Origin of the sequence: Acholeplasma laidlawii (assembly GCF_015709225.1) — a bacterium.
Classification (GTDB): domain Bacteria; phylum Bacillota_I; class Bacilli_A; order Acholeplasmatales; family Acholeplasmataceae; genus Acholeplasma; species Acholeplasma laidlawii_A.
Genome location: NZ_JADNRS010000037.1, coordinates 48,855 through 66,861 on the forward strand (window position 1 = coordinate 48,855; position 18,007 = coordinate 66,861).

At 32.5% G+C, this 18,007-nt stretch carries 17 protein-coding genes; 16 read left to right on the forward strand and 1 reads right to left on the reverse strand.

Going from position 1 to position 18,007, the window contains the following annotated elements:
- Positions 1 to 3 precede the first annotated feature (3 nt).
- Positions 4 to 921 (reverse strand): lipoate--protein ligase family protein, encoded by a 918-nt coding sequence (locus IY230_RS03845; RefSeq protein WP_196370005.1) that lies wholly within the window; start codon positions 919 to 921, stop codon positions 4 to 6.
- A 76-nt stretch (positions 922 to 997) separates the two neighbouring features.
- Between IY230_RS03845 and IY230_RS03850 the strand changes: the two genes are divergently transcribed.
- The 16 genes from IY230_RS03850 to nrdE all read left to right on the forward strand — a co-directional run bounded on the left by IY230_RS03850 (position 998) and on the right by nrdE (position 18,005).
- Positions 998 to 1,906, forward strand: coding sequence for a diacylglycerol/lipid kinase family protein (locus tag IY230_RS03850; protein ID WP_196370006.1), 909 nt, complete (start codon positions 998 to 1,000; stop codon positions 1,904 to 1,906).
- Between the two features lie 18 nt (positions 1,907 to 1,924).
- The gene (locus tag IY230_RS03855) at positions 1,925 to 2,827 is read left to right on the forward strand and encodes an ABC transporter ATP-binding protein (RefSeq protein WP_196370007.1); all 903 of its coding nucleotides are present in this window, start codon (positions 1,925 to 1,927) and stop codon (positions 2,825 to 2,827) included.
- Positions 2,820 to 3,719: an ABC transporter permease gene (locus IY230_RS03860; RefSeq protein ID WP_196370008.1), complete on the forward strand. Its 900-nt coding sequence runs from the start codon at positions 2,820 to 2,822 to the stop codon at positions 3,717 to 3,719. The genes IY230_RS03855 and IY230_RS03860 overlap by 8 nt, the downstream gene beginning before the upstream one ends.
- Positions 3,720 to 3,817: 98 nt before the next feature.
- Entirely contained in the window at positions 3,818 to 4,762 is a 945-nt protein-coding gene (locus tag IY230_RS03865; protein ID WP_196370009.1) for a substrate-binding domain-containing protein, read from the forward strand.
- Positions 4,763 to 4,790: 28 nt separating this feature from the next.
- Positions 4,791 to 5,738 carry a phosphate ABC transporter permease subunit PstC gene (gene pstC / locus IY230_RS03870; RefSeq protein WP_230852592.1) on the forward strand — a complete coding sequence of 316 codons (948 nt, stop codon included), beginning with the start codon at positions 4,791 to 4,793 and terminating at the stop codon, positions 5,736 to 5,738.
- Entirely contained in the window at positions 5,728 to 6,942 is a 1,215-nt protein-coding gene (gene pstA / locus IY230_RS03875) for a phosphate ABC transporter permease PstA (RefSeq protein ID WP_196370011.1), read from the forward strand. Before pstC ends, pstA begins: the two co-directional genes overlap by 11 nt.
- Entirely contained in the window at positions 6,942 to 7,706 is a 765-nt protein-coding gene (gene pstB / locus IY230_RS03880) for a phosphate ABC transporter ATP-binding protein PstB (RefSeq protein ID WP_196370012.1), read from the forward strand. The genes pstA and pstB overlap by 1 nt, the downstream gene beginning before the upstream one ends.
- An 18-nt stretch (positions 7,707 to 7,724) precedes the next feature.
- Complete coding sequence (phoU, locus tag IY230_RS03885) at positions 7,725 to 8,390, forward strand: phosphate signaling complex protein PhoU (RefSeq protein ID WP_196370013.1); 666 nt, start codon at positions 7,725 to 7,727, stop codon at positions 8,388 to 8,390.
- Between the two features lie 18 nt (positions 8,391 to 8,408).
- A complete protein-coding gene (locus tag IY230_RS03890) occupies positions 8,409 to 9,059 on the forward strand; it encodes a response regulator transcription factor (RefSeq protein WP_196370014.1) in 651 nt (216 codons plus the stop codon).
- A gap of 14 nt (positions 9,060 to 9,073) precedes the next feature.
- Complete coding sequence (locus tag IY230_RS03895; protein ID WP_196370015.1) at positions 9,074 to 10,321, forward strand: sensor histidine kinase; 1,248 nt, start codon at positions 9,074 to 9,076, stop codon at positions 10,319 to 10,321.
- Between the two features lie 36 nt (positions 10,322 to 10,357).
- Positions 10,358 to 10,945 carry a DUF975 family protein gene (locus IY230_RS03900; protein ID WP_196370016.1) on the forward strand — a complete coding sequence of 196 codons (588 nt, stop codon included), beginning with the start codon at positions 10,358 to 10,360 and terminating at the stop codon, positions 10,943 to 10,945.
- A 141-nt stretch (positions 10,946 to 11,086) separates the two neighbouring features.
- Positions 11,087 to 12,463 (forward strand): serine hydrolase domain-containing protein, encoded by a 1,377-nt coding sequence (locus tag IY230_RS03905; RefSeq protein WP_196370017.1) that lies wholly within the window; start codon positions 11,087 to 11,089, stop codon positions 12,461 to 12,463.
- A gap of 257 nt (positions 12,464 to 12,720) precedes the next feature.
- On the forward strand, positions 12,721 to 15,009 hold the full coding sequence (locus IY230_RS03910) for an anaerobic ribonucleoside triphosphate reductase (RefSeq protein ID WP_196370018.1): 2,289 nt from the start codon (positions 12,721 to 12,723) through the stop codon (positions 15,007 to 15,009).
- On the forward strand, positions 14,987 to 15,502 hold the full coding sequence (gene nrdG / locus IY230_RS03915; RefSeq protein ID WP_196370019.1) for an anaerobic ribonucleoside-triphosphate reductase activating protein: 516 nt from the start codon (positions 14,987 to 14,989) through the stop codon (positions 15,500 to 15,502). The genes IY230_RS03910 and nrdG overlap by 23 nt, the downstream gene beginning before the upstream one ends.
- A gap of 24 nt (positions 15,503 to 15,526) precedes the next feature.
- Positions 15,527 to 15,898, forward strand: a complete 372-nt coding sequence (nrdI, locus tag IY230_RS03920; protein ID WP_196370020.1) for a class Ib ribonucleoside-diphosphate reductase assembly flavoprotein NrdI — start codon at positions 15,527 to 15,529, stop codon at positions 15,896 to 15,898.
- 4 nt (positions 15,899 to 15,902) lie between these two features.
- Complete coding sequence (gene nrdE, locus IY230_RS03925; protein WP_196370021.1) at positions 15,903 to 18,005, forward strand: class 1b ribonucleoside-diphosphate reductase subunit alpha; 2,103 nt, start codon at positions 15,903 to 15,905, stop codon at positions 18,003 to 18,005.
- The last annotated feature ends 2 nt before the right edge of the window (positions 18,006 to 18,007 follow it).

The window sequence follows — 18,007 nt, forward strand, 5'->3', positions numbered from 1 at the left end:
AACTTACTCAAAAAGCATCTGATATACTTCAGGTGCTTTTTTCTTTAAGAAACTTAAGTCGGTTGGGAAAAGTCTTTCCCCAACTAAACTAGATGATAAAGAAAGTGCAACCGTATCATTATGCATAATAATACAGTCCTCAACATGACCAAAACTCACAGTCAATTTAATACTGTAGTCCCCCAAAGACTTAACAATTGTGGATTTTGGAGATTGTCCGTAATTCCAGTTAAATGATAAATAGCGTTCTTCTTTAAGCATTTCAATTTTCTTTATATCTTTTGAAGATAATTCTAACACTTCACTTTCACCACTTATTTCTTTTAATAAATAAGATTTCATTTCCTCTATAGAAAGTGTTGTATAATCTTTTAAATTGGTGACTAAAGAACGATTGGACTTCACACCAATACTATCGATTGCATCATGCTTAGGTTTAATTACACTATTTAGTGTATCTAAATTAGAATTAAAAAGGAGTGTGCCGTGATGCAGTAGTTTATCTTTAAAGACGAACTGAGAATTTCCACTGACCTTTAGTCCATTAATTTTTAAGTCTGACTTTTCAATGAATTCAACAGGAATACCTAACTTATTTAGGGCTTTTGTAATCTTTTCTGTCATCAACTTATAATTATTGATTGTGCTTTTAGCACTTGTCATAAAACTAAAATTGATATTACCTAGATCATGATAGACTGTACCACCACCAGAGTTTCTGCGTATTAGGGGTATATGGTTTTTAACAATATAGTCTAAATAGACTTCTTCAAATACATTTTGATTTCTTCCAAGTACGATAGATGGTGCGTTTTGCCACAACAAAAAAATATCCTCATCTTTATGGATGTGTTTAAATATATATTCTTCCCAAGCCAAATTAAAGTAAGGGTCTTGACTGATTGCATGTATTGTTCTCATTTTTTTACCTCGTTTAATTAATCTTATCATAATAATATTATATAATGGAACTATAAGGTCCTCAGGGGAAATGATTATGAACATATTGCTAATATACAACGTATCTTCAGGTAATGGAAAGTTTATGCAAAGTTTTGGTAAAATCAAAACATTTTTTAAATTAAACAACTTTAATTATGATATATATGATGTTAGGGTAACGGATAAAGTAGCACATGACATTGAAAGACTAGCGTCAAATTATGATGTACTCACCATCGCTGGTGGCGATGGTACAATTCATTCAGTCATTAATGGTCTTATGAGTATAGAAAAACATAAGCGACCAAAACTTTTAGTTTTACCATTTGGTACAACCAACGACTATGCGACGATGCTAGGCTTAGGTAAAGACTTAGATTTTAATTTAGCACTTTTAAAAACTAATCATTATAGATATAGTGACGTATATTGCTTAAACAATGAATACTTTGTGTATGCTGCAGCAGCAGGTAAGTTTTCTAATGTAAGTTATGACATTGATAGAGTCAGGTTAAAAAAGCTAGGTTCTATTGGTTACTTGATGAATGCTAAAAGGGATTTATTAAATAAGTATCATATGGATCTATGTCTAGAGACTAGTAACTTAAAAATTAATAGAAAAGCCTTTCTTATATTAATCGCGTCTGGTTCTAGAGTAGGGGGATTTAATATTAGTAAATTTACAAAAGATACGAAGTTTAATGATGGTAAAGTAAATATTCGTATCTTTACAAGAAACCATGTATTTTCATGGATGAAAATCATTTGGTTTTATTTGTTTAAAGGAAGATATTTCCACAATGATATACATATCACCACAGATTATGCAAAAATCACTTTACCAGGAAAATATATTTGGAATGTAGATGGTGAAGCGGGTCCAACGGGTGAAATTATAGTTAAGACATTAAAAGAAGAAATAGAAGTTTATGTACATCCAAAGAAAATAAATAAATTGTTTTAGAAAAGGGAAAAGGAATACATGGAAAAAATATTAGAAGTCAATAATCTACACAAGAAATATGGTGACCTAACTGCCGTTAACAATATTTCTTTTTATGTAAGAAAAGGTGAATTGTATGCCTTTTTAGGTCAAAATGGTGCAGGAAAGTCTACAACTATTCGAATGATTATCACACTACTTGAAAAAGATGGAGGTGAAGTCCTTTTAAATGGTAAGAAGGATGAAAACTACATTAGAAATCATATCGGTGTCGTCTTTCAAGATAACGTATTAGACGGAACACTTACAGTTAAGGAAAATTTACTTAATAGAGGCGCTTTATATTTAAGTTCAAAAAAAGAAGTTTTAGCTAGATATGAAATTTTAGCGGAAAAACTTAATTTAATTGAAATTGAAAACCAAAGATTTAAAACCTTATCTGGTGGGCAAAAAAGAAGAGTAGAAATTGCCAGAGCATTATTTTCTAATCCGGAACTACTTATATTAGATGAACCAACAACAGGGCTTGACCCTGAAACACGCCAAGTGATTTGGCGTGTAATTAATGATTTAAGAAAACATGATGGTATCACAGTATTTTTAACAACACACTACATGGAAGAAGCTGCCAATGCAGATCATATTGTCGTTATCCATAAGGGAAATATTGTTGTACATGGTTCACCATCGGAGTTAAAGGATAAGTATTCTAAGGACTACTTTAGAGTTGTACCTAAAGATAAAGTGTTACTGATTAACTATTTAGATAAACAAAAAAGAGTATATGAACTCATTGCTGATCAATATTACATTGAGATTAAGGATACTCAAGATACACTGGACTTAATTACAGATATTAAAGAAAACATTAAAACATTTGAAGTTGTAAAGGGTACATTAGATGATGTGTTTGTCAATGTAGTAGGTGAACAAAATGTATAGTACAATATCGTTAGTAAATCGTAACATCAAAGCCTATTTAAGAGATAAAACAGCAGTCTTTTTCTCATTCCTATCAGTTATTATCTTACTTGGATTATATATCCTATTTTTAGGTAATAACTTAAGACCGGATGGATTAGAAGGTATCTTAACAGATAACCAAATTACATTCTTAGTGTACTCACAATTAATCCCTGGATTAATTGTAATTAATAGCGTATCTATTCCATTAGGTAATTTGGGTAACATCATTAATGACTTTGAGTATCGTCAAATTGATAGTTTTCTAGTCACACCAGTAAAACGTTATAAAGTCATACTAGCTTACTATCTATCTTCATTTGTTATTACAGTTATTATCTCAATACTACTAACAGTTGCTGCCTTTTTAATTATGGGTATTTCAACCGGTGAACATTTAGCATTCATGATTTATATTCAAAGTATCTTACTTGTTGTATTGTTTTCATTTATCTCTACTGCAATCATGATATTTATTACATCATTAATAAAATCAGTGAATGCATTTGGCGCAGTATCTGGTGTGTTTGGTACATTAATCGGGTTTACATCAGGTATTTATATGCCACTATTTGTGTTACCAGAGTTTATGACAAAGGTTGCTAGCCTTGTACCATTTACACATATGAATATTTTGTTAAAGCGTGTTGTGATGACACAAGCATTTGATTTGTTTGATCCAAACAAGTTTGAATCACTGGAACAATATAATGAAGTGATGATGGAACTTAAAAAAGTGTATGGGTTTAATGAGTTAGGTATACTAGGTATAGACGTACCAATGATTGCTATTATGATAGGATGCATTGTATTAGGTATAGGACTACTTGTACTATCTTCAACAATTATGAGTAAACGTATTAAAAAATAACTTTACAAAATCTTTACAATCTCCTTACATCATTTGGTTTTTCTATCCATTTTAAAAGTCTATAATTAGGGTAGAAAATTTAAATCTAAGGAGATAACATGAAAAAAACTTTTTCAATCTTATCAGTTATAGTTTTATCAGTATTACTTGTAGCATGTGGACCATCAAATGATGGGTTTAAAGAAGATGCTAATATCGTAGTTTATACAAGAGATACAACTTCTGGAACGCGTGCTGGATTTATGGAAGGTATTGGGTTTAAAGAAGCATCTGCAAACGACTCATTATTAGTGCAAGGGTTTGTTACACAAGATAACACTCAAATATTTACATCCATGCAAACAGATGAATATGGTATTGGTTATATTTCATTATCTACACTAAATAACCAAATTAAAGGCTTAAATTTCGAAGGTGTAAAACCAACGGTTCCAAATGTATTAAATGATACTTATGGATTAAAAAGACCATTTATGTATATGACAAGAGCAAGCGGTGATTATGCATCAGAAACTGTTGAACAGTTAGTAGAAGCTTTTGTTGCATTCTTAGGTACAACGGATGCAGCAGATATTATTAATAACAGTGGTGCCATTGCACTACCTGCAACACAAACATGGGATGACATTAAAGCAAATCATCCAATTACAAATCAAGATAACTCAGGCGTTACTGTAAGATTTGGTGGATCTGACTCTATCCAAAAAGTAGCAGAAGCACTTACAAACGCATTTAAACCTAAAGCTGGTAACTTTATTGCTGAACATGATCACACAGGTTCTGGTGATGCATTCAAAAGAACTTGGGATCCAGCAGTAAAAGATACATCAGTAGGTAAAGATGTTGGATTCTCATCAAGACCGTTTACAGCAAGTGAAATTGCAGGTTCAGATGTCGAACATACGGGACAATTAGCGTGGGACGCAATTGTTGCGATTGTACATAAAAACAATCCAGTGTCTAACATTACTGCTGAACAACTAAAAGGTATTTACAATGGCACTTATAAAACTTGGGGTGCAATCTTAGAAGCCCAAGCATAGGTTATGTGTTCAAGTAAGGATGGGTTATATGACGGATATATCAAATAATATAAAACACCATAATAAATTAATAGATAAAATGGTTAGAGGCGTATTGTATGCATTTACAATCGCCTCAGCCTCATTTATTTTTATCATCGTAGGGGTCATTATCGTTAAGGGGATAACCCCTTTTGTCACGTATAATCAAGGCTTAGGGCGTGTAGATTTCTTCAGATTTATTACCGGTGATACATGGCTTACAGGTACTGCTTTCCAGTCCAACTTGTATAGTATCGGATTTATTATTGTGTCAACAATTTTTATTGCATTACTTTCTTTATTAATATCTTTACCAATTGGTGTAATGACTGCCCTTTTTATTGCGAGAGTCGCACCAAAAAAACTATCAGAAACATTTAGAACAATCATTGAAATTTTAGCATCGATACCATCGATCATTTTTGGTTTATTTGGTGCTACAATCATTAAACCTTTTGTATATAATTTATCGGCAGCTTTTGGTTACCAATCTAAAGGTGGTAACTCCATGCTAGCTACTATTTTAGTTTTAGCAATTATGACAATACCGACAATTGCTTCTATTTCTGAGGTGGCAATTCGTAGTGTGAATCAAAAGATTGTTAATGCATCCCTTGCACTTGGTGCAACCAAATCTCAAACCAATTTTAAAGTGGTTTTAACTGCAGCAAAATCCGGTATATTTGCATCAGCAATTTTAGGTATTGGTCGAGCACTAGGTGAGGCGACTGCAGTATCTTTAGTTGCTGGTGGTAGAAAAAGTGGTTTTTCATTTGATATTTTAGATACAACTTCTACATTAACTTCTATCATGTTAGAAGGTATGAAGGAAACAACCGGTATTGATTATGATATTCGTTTTTCCGTGGGTATTATTTTAATGGTTATTATTCTATTAACGAATGCCATCCTAAACTTTATAAAGAAAAAGGTGGGTAACATCGATGTTAAATAAACCTAAATTTCGATATAAAGATGTCATTAGAAATATATTAACTTATGGCGGAGCATTGTTAAGTTTTGCTGTATTGATGTTAATAGTGGTTAATGTATTTATCCAAGGTATTCCACTACTTAATATGGACTTAATCTTAAATAACTATGAATCTGTAACTTATGTTACGGAATTAAAAGAAGATTACAGTGTGGGTAACTACACCATTGATTTTGAGTTAGAAGAGGATGTGTATTATTCTACAAAATGGGGTATTGCACTAAGAGATGATATAGACCTATTAGGTAAAAATGTAATCTTTATTGATTATGTACACAAAGATTCACCATTACTTCATATGGTGAATAAAGGTGTTGGTCAAGGTGAACTCGAACTTAAAGATAAATATGCTGTTGTAAGAATTGCATTTACGAATCAACCTTCTGCACTCTCTATTCAAGGTGCAGAAAATATGATAAGTATATTGGATATGGTGGATAGTATTAGAGAGTTTGAATTTCAAACTCCAGGTGGTGGTATTCGAGGATCTATTATTACAACTTTAGTACTTATCGGATTAACCTTAGTATTTGCACTACCTATTGGTATAGGTGCATCTATATACTTAAATGAGTATGCGAGTGATAATTGGTTTAATAAGAGACTTAGAACATTTATTGAAACACTTACTGGTGTACCATCTATTATTTATGGTCTTATGGGGTTGGCACTCTTTGTACCAATTACGATTTCACTTACAAGTGCAACCGGTGGTAACCTAATATCTGGTGCGTTAACTCTAGCGGTTATTGTCTTACCAGTAATTATTAGAACCACAGAAGAATCACTTAAAGTGGTACCTATGGATTATAGATTTGCTTCCCTTGCACTTGGTGCAAATGAAACACAAACAACTTTCAAGGTTGTCCTACCAAGCGCATTTTCAGGTATATTAACAGCAACACTACTTGCAATTGGTAGAATCATTGGTGAATCGGCAGCACTTGTCTTTGCAATTGGTGCAACCATTAAAGATGATGTATCACTTACAAGTAGTTCAACATCACTTGCAGTACATATCTTAACGATGATGTCAGATGAACCTGCAAACGTTGCACTATCTAATACGGTTGCCCTCATTATATTAATGATGGTACTTATGTTAAATCTACTAGTGAAGTTTTTATCTAAACGATTTATGAGAAGAAATGGAAGGACAGTTTGATGAAAAACGAAATTAAAACATTTGAAGTTCAAAACCTAAATTTGTCATATGGTGAAAAACAAGCTTTAAAAAATATTAATATAGAAATTGGTTCTAAAGAAATAGTTGCTTTAATTGGTCCATCTGGTTGTGGTAAATCAACCTTCTTAAGAACATTAAATCGTATGAACGATTTAATTGAAAATGTAAAAATTGAAGGTGAAGTTCGTTATCATAACCAAAATATCTATGATAAACATATAGATATTTATGGATTAAGAAAGAATGTAGGTATGGTCTTCCAATCACCTAATCCGTTTCCTATGAGTATTTATGATAACATTGCATATGGCCCTAGATGTCAAGGTGTTAAAAAACGTGACATATTAGATAAGATAGTTGAAAACTCTCTTAAAGAAGCTGCGTTATACGATGAAGTTTCTGACCGTCTTCATGATTCGGCACTTGCCTTATCTGGTGGACAACAACAAAGACTATGTATAGCTAGAGCATTAGCAATGAAACCTGAAGTTATTTTGATGGATGAACCAACATCGGCACTTGATCCTATAGCTACTGTTAAAATAGAAGAATTGATTTTAGAACTCAAAAAAGAGTATACTATAGTTATAGTTACGCATAATATGCAACAAGCAGCCAGAATATCTGATAAAACTGCATTCTTTTATATGGGTGAACTTATTGAGTTTGATGAAACAAACAAAATATTTACTAATCCAAAACACTCACAAACAGAAGATTATATTACCGGTAAATTCGGTTAATCTAAGAAAGGAATATCTATGTCAGCATTAAGAGCATCTTTATTAAAAGCAATCGAAGAATTAAAAGGTGAAGTCGTAACGATGGCGGACCTTGTATTAAATAATATTAATGAGTCTTTTTTAGCCTTTAAAACTAATAATTTAAAAAAAGCTGAAAGTTTAATGAAAGCTGATGATCAAGTTGATCAGCTTGAAGAAGATATTTCAAAGGCTGCTTTAAGAGTCATTTGGAAAGAACAACCTTACGCTCAAGACCTAAGAGTTGTTACTGGTATCTTAAAGTTAGTTACAGACCTTGAGCGTATTGGGGATCATGCAACCGATATTGCAGAACAAACTATACATATTGGGGACTTAAAAAACCAAAGACTTTTACCAAAAACAACGATTATGAGTGAAGCAGCCTACCAAATGGTATTAAATGCAATTAATGCCTTTGTTAAACAAGACGTTAAGTTAGCAAGACAAGTCATTGAAGATGATGATATTGTAGATGCTCAGTTTAACGATGTTATGGCATCTGTAACAGAACAAATTAAAAATGACTCCATTGATTCACAATATGCAGTATCTGTGATTATGGTTGCTAAATACATGGAACGTGTAGCGGATCACGCAGTGAACTTAGCAGAGTGGACCATATTTATGATTACAGGTGAACACAAGAAAACGCCATTGTTTTAAGAAAGGGCTTATAAACTTATGTTAATATATTTTTTAGAAGATGATATGCAAATATCATATATCATCCAAAAGACAATTATAAATGCCGGGTATGAACAACAAGGCTTTATGAAAGGTAATGACTTTTTAGAAGCTGTTAGAAAAAAAGCACCAGACTTAGTACTCTTAGATGTACTTCTACCAGATATGTCTGGTCTAGAAGTACTCGCTAAATTAAGAGAGTTTTACAAAGAACTACCTGTGATTATGCTATCTGCACTTGATACCGAAATGGATAAAGTAAAAGCCCTTGATTTGGGAGCTGATGACTATATGTCTAAACCATTTGGTATTTTAGAGTTAACCGCTAGAATGAATGCCCACTTAAGAAAATCAGGTGCGCGTAGCATTATTACTAAAGGTAATGTCACCATTGATAAAGAAAAATATAAATGTTTTGTAGGTAATGATGAAGTTGCCCTTACGACTAAAGAGTTTGATATACTTTATCTTATCATGAAAAATGACGGTAAAGTCGTAACCAAAGAAACACTCTTTAATGAAATATGGCAAATGGATGTCTCAATTGAGACGAGAACCTTAGACATGCATATTAAATCATTAAGAGATAAATTAAAAGGTGCAAATATAGAAATTAAAACGATACGTGGTATCGGTTATAGTCTATAAAAAGGAAAAGTACTATGGATTTAAATAAAAAAATATTTATACGTTTAGGTATATATGTAGGTATTTTATTAACCTTGTTTTTTATTGTAAACCAGATACTTCATCCAGAAATGTCTAATATATTTGTATATCTAATATTTCTAGCAACCGGAGAAATATTAGTTATTGCCTTATATTTTGAATATAAAGCATATTTTGCAAGATATGATATTAATAAACAAGCAGTCGACAGAGACTTTTTAGTCAAAGAACTTGATAGACTAAACCATGAATTAAAAGCAAAAGAAGATCAAATGCTATTTATGTCTAGTTTTGCTGGTCAAGGAATTATTTTAATTAACCACTTAAAAGAAATCATCTATGCCAATGACACTGCAGTAAACCTTCTGCATATAGTGGATACTAAAGATAGATTATTTATGAACCGTATTAGACATACCGTCATCAAAGAACAAATCCTAAAAACATTTGAATCCAAATCACATGAGAAACAAAACTATAAAATAGGACACAAGAACTTAAATGTTAACACCATTTCAACCGAACAAAGTAAAGAAAACTTTGTTTTAGTCATTATTGAAGACTTAACCGATCAAGTTCAACTTCAAAACGTTAAAAAAGATTTCTTTAGTTATGCAGGGCACGAACTTAAAACACCGATTACGGTGTTACGTGGTTATGCTGAATTAATTCAGCATGAAATCATTACAGGTAGTGAAGCTAAGGAAGTATCTACTAAGATGGTGGAGCTAGCAGACTACATGAAAGGCTTTGTTGATGATATGCTTATGCTAAGCCGTTTAGAAACGTTTGTTGATGGACCAATTGAAACCATTGATTTAAAGAAAATGTTATTAGATACACTAGATTATTACCATAAATCAATTCAAGAAAAATCGATTAAAGTAGAACTTAATATCGATGACATCTCATTTGAAGGCGATAAAATAGATATAACAAAACTATTTAAAAACATGATAGAAAACGCCATTAAATATAACAAAGAACACGGTACGATTAAAATCGACTTAAAAAGAAATCTAAACCAGATAGTCTTCATTATTGAAGACACTGGATTAGGAATTCCATTTAAAGATCAAGACAGAGTATTTGAAAGGTTTTACCGTGTGAATGAAGCAAGAAAAGAACCGGGTACTGGACTAGGACTTGCAATAGTAAAACACATTGTTAATAAATACCATGGACACATTAGTGTTGAGTCAGTTGAAAATGAATATACAAAATTTACAATTGTAATATAATATAGGTGGATTCATTTATACAAGGGGGTATAAAAAATGAATAGAAGTGCAATTAAAATGGAGGCTAAAGAAGCATTAGTTGGTAAAAGATTGATGTTTTTAGTAGCCATTATTGTAGTAGGTGTATTAAGCGGGATACCAGTTGTTGGGTTCATTGTAGGACCTATCTTAACTGCTGGATTATTTGTTATTGGTAAAGATGTACTGAATAAAGAAGATGTACAACTTGAACCACTCTTTAATTATTTTAAGGACATTGAACATGGACTTAAAATATTTGTTGTTGGATTAATTGTAAGTATTGCAGTCATGGTGGGCATGTTCTTACTTATTATTCCAGGTATTTATGTAGCACTTAAATATGGTCAAGCTATCTTTATTATGAGTGAAAACAAAGATATGGATATATTTGATGCAATTAAAGAAAGTGGGAAACTAACAGAAGGTTATAAGATGGATTTATTCATTTTTGGACTTTCATTTATCGGTCACATCCTATTAGGGATGATTACATTTGGTATTTACTTACTTTATGCAATGCCTTATATCATGTTATCTATGCATAACTACTATGTACACCTAAAAGCATTAAAAGCGGATAGTACAACCATCATAGATGTTTAATTAATAATATAGAATCAACTTAAAACCTTCATAAAATGAAGGTTTTTTTAATGGTTTAATGTTATAATAATAAAACTACGAGTAAATTAAAAGATTTAGAAGATAATCTATAAATAATTAATTACATGAGGTGATGTCAGGATGAATTTAGAAGCGAAAATCTACAACTTCTTAAAAGAAGTAGAAGATAACAAAAAGTTAAGCATGATTAGTTTTACAGTAGCTAACAAAGATGAAGTATTGTTTGATTACAAGAAAGAACCATACCTTAAAGACGGTTTACAGTTAGTTTTTTCTATCACAAAATCATTTACATCTTTAGCAATTGGTATGTTATATGATAAAGGGCTTATTAATTTAGATGAAAAGATCATTGGTTATTTTAAAGATGAACTACCAGCAAATTATGATCCTTTAATTAGTGAGATAACCATTAGACATATCCTTACCATGACGAGTGGTATTGTTAAAGAAAATAATTTTGAGATGCTAAAGACTGGTGATTATAGAACCTACTTTTTAAGCCAAGAAGTGGCTTATAAACCAGGTACACACTATCAATATCACTCAGCTACATCACATATGTTAAGTGCACTGTTTACTAAGATCACAGGAGTTACTATAGAGGATTACTTAAAAGAACATCTATTTGAACCACTAAATATTACAAATTTCCACTGGTCAAAAGCACCAGAAGGGCTTAATTTTGGTGGCTATGGTTTAAGTGTAAATAATGATGCATTAATTAAACTTGGCCAACTCTTACTTAATCACGGAAACTATCAAGGTAAAGAACTTGTCTCTAAAGCATATCTTGATATGGCGACATCACCTCAAGCTATAAAGCAAGACTATGTAGGCAACCCGAATGCTAAAGCAATCGGTTACCAATATGGTTTTCAATTCCATGTGTCACCTAACTTAAGTTATAGGGCAGATGGAGCATTTGGTCAAATTGTCGTAATCTTTAATGATTTAGCCTTTATTTCAACTGCACAGTTTACAGATTATGAATTCTTATACGCAATGATTTATAAACACTTTACAAGGGAATCAGTACCTGCAATTGAAACTGGTCAATTAGAAGCGTTTGTTTCAGGGTTAACTTTTAAAGAAGCACCTAAAGAAAATAACTTTAACTTACATAAAACGTATCACGTAGAATCAAACAAACTGGAAATTGAAACCTTAGAGTTTAGTCACGGTTACCTTTTACTACATTTTAATAATGGCTTAACAGATAAAATCGAGTACAACTTTGATCAAACAACTTATGGCATGAGCCATTATGCTAAAGACTTAAAAGTAGTTAATCAAAAACATTGGGTCATACCAAATTACGAAGATAACGAATTAACTCTAAAAATCTTATACATTGAAACGCCATTTTTCGCAGAGTATAAATTTAAATTTGAAGATGAAGCACTTACGTTTTCATTCATACCAAGTGCTAACTTCTTATTTAATGGCTTTACAGTAACAAGTAAAAAGTATTTAAAAACAACTGTAAAAAGTTGATGTAGTTACATTCATTTTCTTACATTATTTAAAGCACAAAAACACCTTCAATGCAAGGTGTTTTTTTATGAAAACGACCGTAAGCATTTACATAATTGTTAGAGTTGCAAATGACTTTACCTTTGTATAAAATGTATATACTCAAACATCCGGGAATACAAAATCCTTTAAGTTTCTAGTTTTATTTTCTTAATGGACAGCTATACCCTGATGACGATTAGTAACTCTAAACAATATGTGAAAAGGGGTATAAAACCATGTTAGAGAAGATAAAGAAAAGAGATGGAAGAATCGTAAGATTTAATCCAGAAAAGATTAACGATGCCGTTACTAAGGCATTTATAGCACTAGGAAAGGATCCAAAACTTGCAGATGAGGTCACAACAGGTGTACTAAATAAGGTAGATAGTAAGTTTAAAAAGCAAATTCCAACCGTTGAAGATATACAAGATGAAGTAGAACGTACACTCATAGAATTAAACTATGCGGATGTTGCTAAATCTTATATTATTTACCGTGAGGATAGAAACAAAGTAAGAGATAGAAACACTCGTCTTATGCATACTTATCATGACATTGCATTTTCAAAATCAACAGATTCTGATTTGAAAAGAGAAAATGCAAACGTCAACGGAGACACCCCAATGGGTGCGATGTTAAAGTATGGTAGTGAAGGTGCAAAAGAGTTTAATAGAATGTTTGTTTTAAACCCTAGACACTCTAGAGCACATGATGAAGGTATTATTCATATCCACGACTTAGACTTCTTAACCTTAACACTTACTTGTTGTCAAATTGACCTAACTAAACTATTTACAAACGGATTCCAAACCGGTCACGGTAGTTTAAGAGAACCACAAGATATCAAAACATATGCAGCGCTAGCGTGTATAGCTATTCAGTCAAATCAAAATGATCAACATGGTGGACAATCTGTACCTAAATTTGATTATGATATGGCAACCGGTGTTAAAAAGACTTATGTTAGACACTTTAGAAATAATCTAGCTAAAGCACTTGATATCTTCCAAATTAGTTTAGATGCTAAAACCATTCTAAATGATATTTTAAGTAAGACAGGTATTGAACCAAGACTTCTAAATGATGAAATTAATCCTCATTTACTAGAAGTACTGGGCAATAATGAAGTCGCTAATAAAGTCGTTTTATTTACGACTAAAGAGGCTTTAAAAGAAACAACTAGAGATACTGAACAAGCAATGGAAAGTTTAGTACATAACTTAAACACCATGCACTCACGTGCAGGTGCTCAAGTACCATTCTCATCCATTAACTATGGAACAGATACATCTCATGAAGGTAGATTAGTGGTTTCATCTATCTTAGATGCAACTACTAGAGGACTAGGTAGTGGTGAAACACCAATATTTCCTATTCAAATATTTAAGTTAAAAGAAGGTGTTAACTTAAATTTAGGCGATCCAAACTACGACTTATTCCAAAAAGCGATGGCAACATCTGCTAAAAGATTATTCCCTAACTTTTCATTCTTAGATGCACCTTTTAATAAAGCGTTTTATAAAGAAGGGAATCCAGATACAGAAATCGCATATATGGGATGTCGTACACGTGTGATGTCAAATATTCATGACCCTGAAAAAGAAATTGTAACTGGACGAGGTAATTTAAGTTTTACATCTATTAACTTACCAAGACTAGCGCTAACTTCTAAATCAGAGGCACAGTTCTTTAATCAATTAGATGAAACCATTGATTTAGTGACTGAGCAACTCTTAGAACGTTTTGATATCCAAAAGAAACTTTATGTATATAACTTCCCATTCTTAATGGGTCAAGGTGTATGGATAGATTCTGATAAATTAGGACGCAATGACACCATCGAAGAAGTGATTAAACATGGTTCATTAGCAATTGGATTTATTGGACTTGCAGAAACACTAAAAGCATTAACTGGTAAACACCACGGAGAAGATGCTGCATCACAAGCCCTAGGTTTAAAAATCATAGGACACATGAGAGATAGAATTGATGCCAAAGCGCGTCAATATAAATTAAATTTCTCTTTAATCGCAACACCAGCAGAAGGGTTATCTGGACGCTTTGTACAAATGGATAAGAAACGCTTTGGTATCTTAGAAGGTATTACTGATCATGAGTTTTATACCAACTCATTCCATATACCCGTATATTATCCAACTGAGGCTTTCCATAAGATAGATATTGAAGCACCATATCATGCACTTACAAATGGTGGCCATATATCTTATATTGAACTTGATGGAGATCCTGCTAAAAATATTCCAGCTTTTGAAGCTATTATTAAATATATGGCTAAAAAAGGTATTGGATATGGTTCCATTAACCACCCAGTAGATTTTGATCCCGTATGTAAATACGTTGGTATTATTAATGAAGAATGTCCAAAATGTGGACGAAAAGAAACACCAGATGCACCATTTGATAGAATCAGAAGAATTACAGGTTATTTAGTAGGTACATTAGACCGCTTTAATAACGCTAAGAAAAAGGAAGTAGAAGAACGTGTCAAACACTTCCACTCTTAAGTTACGCGTTAATGACTTCATTAGTGATTCTATTGTGGATGGATTTGGTTTAAGATTTGTTGTATTTACCCAAGGCTGCAATTTAAGATGTCCTGGTTGCCATAATCCATCAACACATGCACTTGATGAAGGTAAACTCATTGAGCTCACTGAGATTAGAAAAAAATGGAAGAAAAATCCACTGCTACATGGTATTACCATTAGCGGTGGAGAACCCTTCTTACAACCAGAGCCTGTATTAGAATTAATCAAAATGGCACATGAAGATGGTTTAGATGTCAATATCTATAGTGGCAACACTTATGAGACGCTAAAGAAAAAAGAATGTCCATTCATCAATGAAATTCTAAAAGAGGCAGATATTTTAATTGATGGTCCGTTTATACAGCAACTCAAAAATTTAAATCTATTATGGCGTGGTAGTTCAAACCAACGCATTATAGATTTAAAGAAAACTTATATGAATCAGGAGCTTGTTATTATACCTGATTGATACACACACTAGGGAGGAATGCTAATGACCATCATATTTGATAGTCTAACAGGGCAAACAAAAAGGTTTGCTACTAGTCTTGGCTTTGATGCCGTTCATATAAAACTTTATGAAGGTGAGCCTAAAGATAAATTATTTTTGGTGACCAGAAGTATTAATTTTGGTCAAATTCCTGAAACTACAAAAGATTTTTTAGATACATACAAAGAACATGTAGTTGGAGTTGCCGTCTCAGGTAATAAAAACTGGGGTGAAAATTACGGGAAAGCTGGAGATAAGATCGAGGCTCAATATAAAATTCCACTGATATTGAAATTTGAAGGTTCTGGATTTAAATCAGATAAAGAGGCAGTTAAAAACTGGCTACTAAGACAACAAGAAGGAAAAAAGGAGTAAGTGAATGGATCAAAAAAGAGATGTAATCCCTGAGTGGGTGGTATTAAATAATCAGATCACCGATGAAAATGGTGAGATAAAAGATATTAGTAAAGATAAGGCAGCTGCTAAAAGCTACTTTCTTAATGAGGTGAATAAACGTACTCAGTTTTTTCACTCATTAGAAGAAAAATTAGAGTTTTTAGTAGAAAATGATTATTATGAAAAAGCTTTTCTAGATAAATACACGATGGAACAAATTAAAACAGTATATGATATTGCATATGCAGCTAAATTTAGATTTCCAACGTATATGGGCGCATTTAAGTTCTATAATGACTATGCCTTAAAAGATCGTACGGGTAAAAACTATTTAGAGCGTTATGAAGATAGATTAGCTGTGAATGCACTATATCACGCTAATGGTGATTTTGATAAAGCAAGAAACCTAATTAGATTGTTAATTAGTCAAGACTTTACACCGGCAACACCAACACTACTTAATACTGGTAAATCTAAACGTGGTGAGTTTGTATCTTGTTTCCTACTTGAAGCAGGAGATTCCCTAAATGATATTTCAAGAATATCAGAGTTTAGCATGCAGTTATCTAAAGTAGGTGGTGGTGTAAGTATTAACCTTACAAACCTAAGAGCTAAAGGTGAGGCCATTAAAGGTATTCCTAACGTTTCGAAAGGTGTTGTAGGGGTTGTAAAACTACTTGACAACAACTTTAGATACGCAGACCAAATGGGCCAAAGAACTGGTGCTGGCGCAGTGTATTTAAACGTCTTTCATGCTGACATTGAAGATTTCTTATCCACTAAGAAATTAAATGCAGATGATGATATTCGTGCAAAAACTTTATCTATGGGTGTTGTTATTCCCGATAAGTTTATGGAACTAGCAAGAGATAACAAGGATATGTGGTTATTCTACCCACATACCGTATTTGAACAATACGGTAAAGACTTTGCTGATATTTCTATTGATATGGATCACTGGTATGATGTTTTAGCGGATAATCCATTGGTTAGAAAACGTAAAGTAAACCCTAGAAAGATCTTAGATATGATTGCACAACTTCAAGGTGAATCTGGTTACCCTTATATTATGTTTTCAGATAACGTCAATAAGGCAAATCCACTAGATATGCCTGTGAAGTTCTCAAACCTATGTACAGAAATATTACAGCCAACCATCACTTCACACTATGGTGATTATGGTGCAAATAACGATGATATTGGTATGGATATTTCATGTAACCTAGCAAGTGGTCATATGGGTAATATGATGAAACATAACACCATCAAAGAAACTGTATTTGGTGCAATGGACGTGATGAACTCTGTTTCAAATCAAACAGATATTAAACATGTGCCAGCTGTTGCTAAGGCAAACAGATTAAATCGCTCTGTAGGATTTGGTATTATGGGTCATCACGGCTATATCGCTGAAAACTATATTATGTATGGTAGTGATGAAAATATTGAGTTAATCGATGTATTCTTTAATATCGTAAACTATTATTCATTAGTACACTCTATGGAAAAAGCTAAAGAAACTGGTGAGAAGTTCCACCGTTTTGAAAAGTCTAAATATGCAGATGGATCTTACTTTGATGGACGTGGTCAAATACTACCTAAAACAGATAAGGTCAAAGAACTATTTAAAAATATTTATATTCCAACCGATGATGATTGGCTACAACTTAAAGAAGATGTCATGACACACGGTTTATATAACTCACACCGCTTAGCGGTTGCACCTAATGGTTCAATTGGGTATGTGATGAGTGCAACACCATCACTTACACCAATTAAACAATTAGTAGAAGAAAGAACTTATGGTAACTCAAAAACATACTATCCTATGCCAGCAGTAGACAAGGCAGCATTTATGTATGAGACAGCATACCGTATGGATACATATCGTTTAATTGATGTGATTGCTACTGCACAAAAGCACGTAGATCAAGGGATTTCATTTGAACTATGTATTACATCAGATATTACAACAAGAGAACTTCAAAAATATTACTTATATGCACACTATCAAGGTATTAAAACACTATACTATACACGTACTCAAAAATTAAAAATTGAAGAGTGTGAATCTTGTGCAGTCTAAGG